The 2,167-nt window shown below is 35.4% G+C and carries 4 protein-coding genes; all 4 read right to left on the bottom strand.

Features of this window, described 5'->3' with window-relative positions:
* Positions 1 to 168 precede the first annotated feature (168 nt).
* A complete protein-coding gene (locus tag FXF62_RS10660) occupies positions 169 to 690 on the bottom strand; it encodes a hypothetical protein (protein ID WP_149518714.1) in 522 nt (173 codons plus the stop codon).
* 70 nt (positions 691 to 760) lie between these two features.
* A complete protein-coding gene (locus FXF62_RS10780; protein WP_187984274.1) occupies positions 761 to 934 on the bottom strand; it encodes a hypothetical protein in 174 nt (57 codons plus the stop codon).
* Between the two features lie 117 nt (positions 935 to 1,051).
* On the bottom strand, positions 1,052 to 1,582 hold the full coding sequence (locus FXF62_RS10665; protein ID WP_149518715.1) for a thiol-disulfide isomerase: 531 nt from the start codon (positions 1,580 to 1,582) through the stop codon (positions 1,052 to 1,054).
* Between the two features lie 126 nt (positions 1,583 to 1,708).
* The coding region (locus FXF62_RS10670) for a hypothetical protein (RefSeq protein WP_149518716.1) at positions 1,709 to 2,167 on the bottom strand (459 nt) is incomplete at its 5' end.

The following is a 2,167-nucleotide window of genomic DNA, read 5'->3' on the forward strand; positions in this document are numbered from 1 at the left end:
CATCCGTATCTGGTTTCCATAAGAAATCCCATCTTTTCCCGTGCTTGATAAATTGTCCACCTGCTGTATATTTTTCATAGTCTAGGATAACTATCAGGCAGTCACGCTCTTTTAAGCAGAAGGTCTATTGCTTGATTGCTAATTCTAAGTTGTTGCTAATGTTCTACCTTACCTATCCACCACTTGGGCTTCAAATTTGGCCGGTTTATTGTCTACATTGGTGATGGTGATGTAGTAAGGTTTGTTGTTTGTCACATCAAAAACTTTTTCTCCTTTATAACTAACAACAATCCCATCTTCTACTAAATGTATATCTTTTTGATTATTAGGAAGCTCATTCTTGTCTCCCTCGGTACTGCCTATCTTAATAATTTTCTTTTCACTTACCCCAAATAATACATCCCCAAATTTTTCAGACCAAACATTTGTACCTGATAATTTTATACTTCTATTATCTTTTTTATCTAAAATCAATTCCGAATTATATTCAAGCTGATCCGTATTTGGAGACACTCTTAATTCAACGCTTTGACCTGGTTGCAGGGTATATTTACCGTAGTTTAAAATTGCCTGAACGTACCAGACAACAAACAGACTATACAGCACGCCAATAATAAGCCTTGAACGCCTACTTTTAAAACAGCGCAAAAGTAGGATTAAAGAAATGATAAATACTAATGAAGTGAACATGTTAGTTATTTCCCCCCTTATAAGCATCCACGCCGTCTTGAATTGCAGCGGCATCACCAAAATTATCCCCTTACTGACCTTGCAATAGACTCAGATCGTATTTTATATCTGCGCCTACTACAAAATATTTATCAAACTTCAAATAATCCGAGAATTGTTGTGCCTTTCCTGCACCATATTTTAAATAGTCATCGCTTGACTCCAGATAGCCTTTCCCAACATAACCAAAGAGATAATTTCCCAAATAATCCGGCTTCTTCCCTTCTTTCCACTAGCGGCCCCAAATTGAGAAAGGATAGTCTTCTCTGTATGACCGTTTTTTTAGTATAGGGAGTTATTGGTATTTAACTCTTCTACAAAACTAACCATACAAGATTTGATACATCTTTTTAATGAAGCTATTAATCTCACTTTGAACAATTTTCAACAAGCGGGCTTCTTCAGATTGTGAGATAGAAACTATTTCTCTTGTTCCCTTAGCATTTTCCTGAGAATAGCTAGAATAAAGTAAATTCAGATTTTTATCTAAAACGAAAGCTACATGTGTTTGTTTTTCATTAACTTGTGTAATGAAAAATAACTGAAAATCCTTGGCTTGCTTTTGAGGAGGACTAATTTTCAAATGTATATCTCCTTCTATTTCCAGTGGATAAACAACCCCTTCTAACCGAATGGCTCCATCTGGCGGAATGGTAAAGCCTGCTTTGCGAATATCAGGTGCGTACTTCTCTGATTCTAGCAAACGATGAAGAACTTCAATTCTATCATTTTTCTCAAAAGCTACTTTCAATGTATTAGATTGTTGAAAATGATTGTAAGTGAAATACGAAAGTACTAATACAACCAAAAATAATATTATCAACCATTTAAACTGTTTCAATTTATCTAACATTGCTCTCTAAGCCTCTTTCTAAATAGTCAAAAAAGGCCTCCTGATTCTTCTTTTGTTCCTCTTCAACAGTTTTGCCATGCTCTACAAGAAAGGCTTCACTCTTCCCTGTCCGCAATATCTCACACTTTATTTAGAAGCTAGTTGCTGTTTCATTTTTTCAAAGAACTGATTTAATTCTGTTTGAACCTGATGTAGTAACTCTTTTTCTTGAGTCTCATCTATCTCAATTTTTTTCCCAGTATCATTTTCCTCTATAGACTCATAACTCGAATCAATTAAATTCAATTTTTTATCTAAGAAAAACGCTACATCTGTTTCTTTACCGTTAATCATAGTAGAAAAAAGAACTAGAAGCTCACTGTCTTCCAAACTAGTCGGTGGGCGTACATCCAAGTTTAATTTCCCAGATATTTTAAGTTTATTTATCCCCCATCGGCGAATCACTGGGTCATCCGGAATTCCATAGCCAGCATCTCGGATAATATCCTCGTTGTTACCTGCGAGGATACTTGCCAATAATTCAATTTTATTGGCAGAGGAAAAATCTGGTTCAGGTTTATCATCTGGCCAAAAGAGCAACCAAAT

Origin of the sequence: Streptococcus cristatus, from assembly GCF_008369405.1 — a bacterium.
Lineage (GTDB): Bacteria > Bacillota > Bacilli > Lactobacillales > Streptococcaceae > Streptococcus > Streptococcus cristatus_G.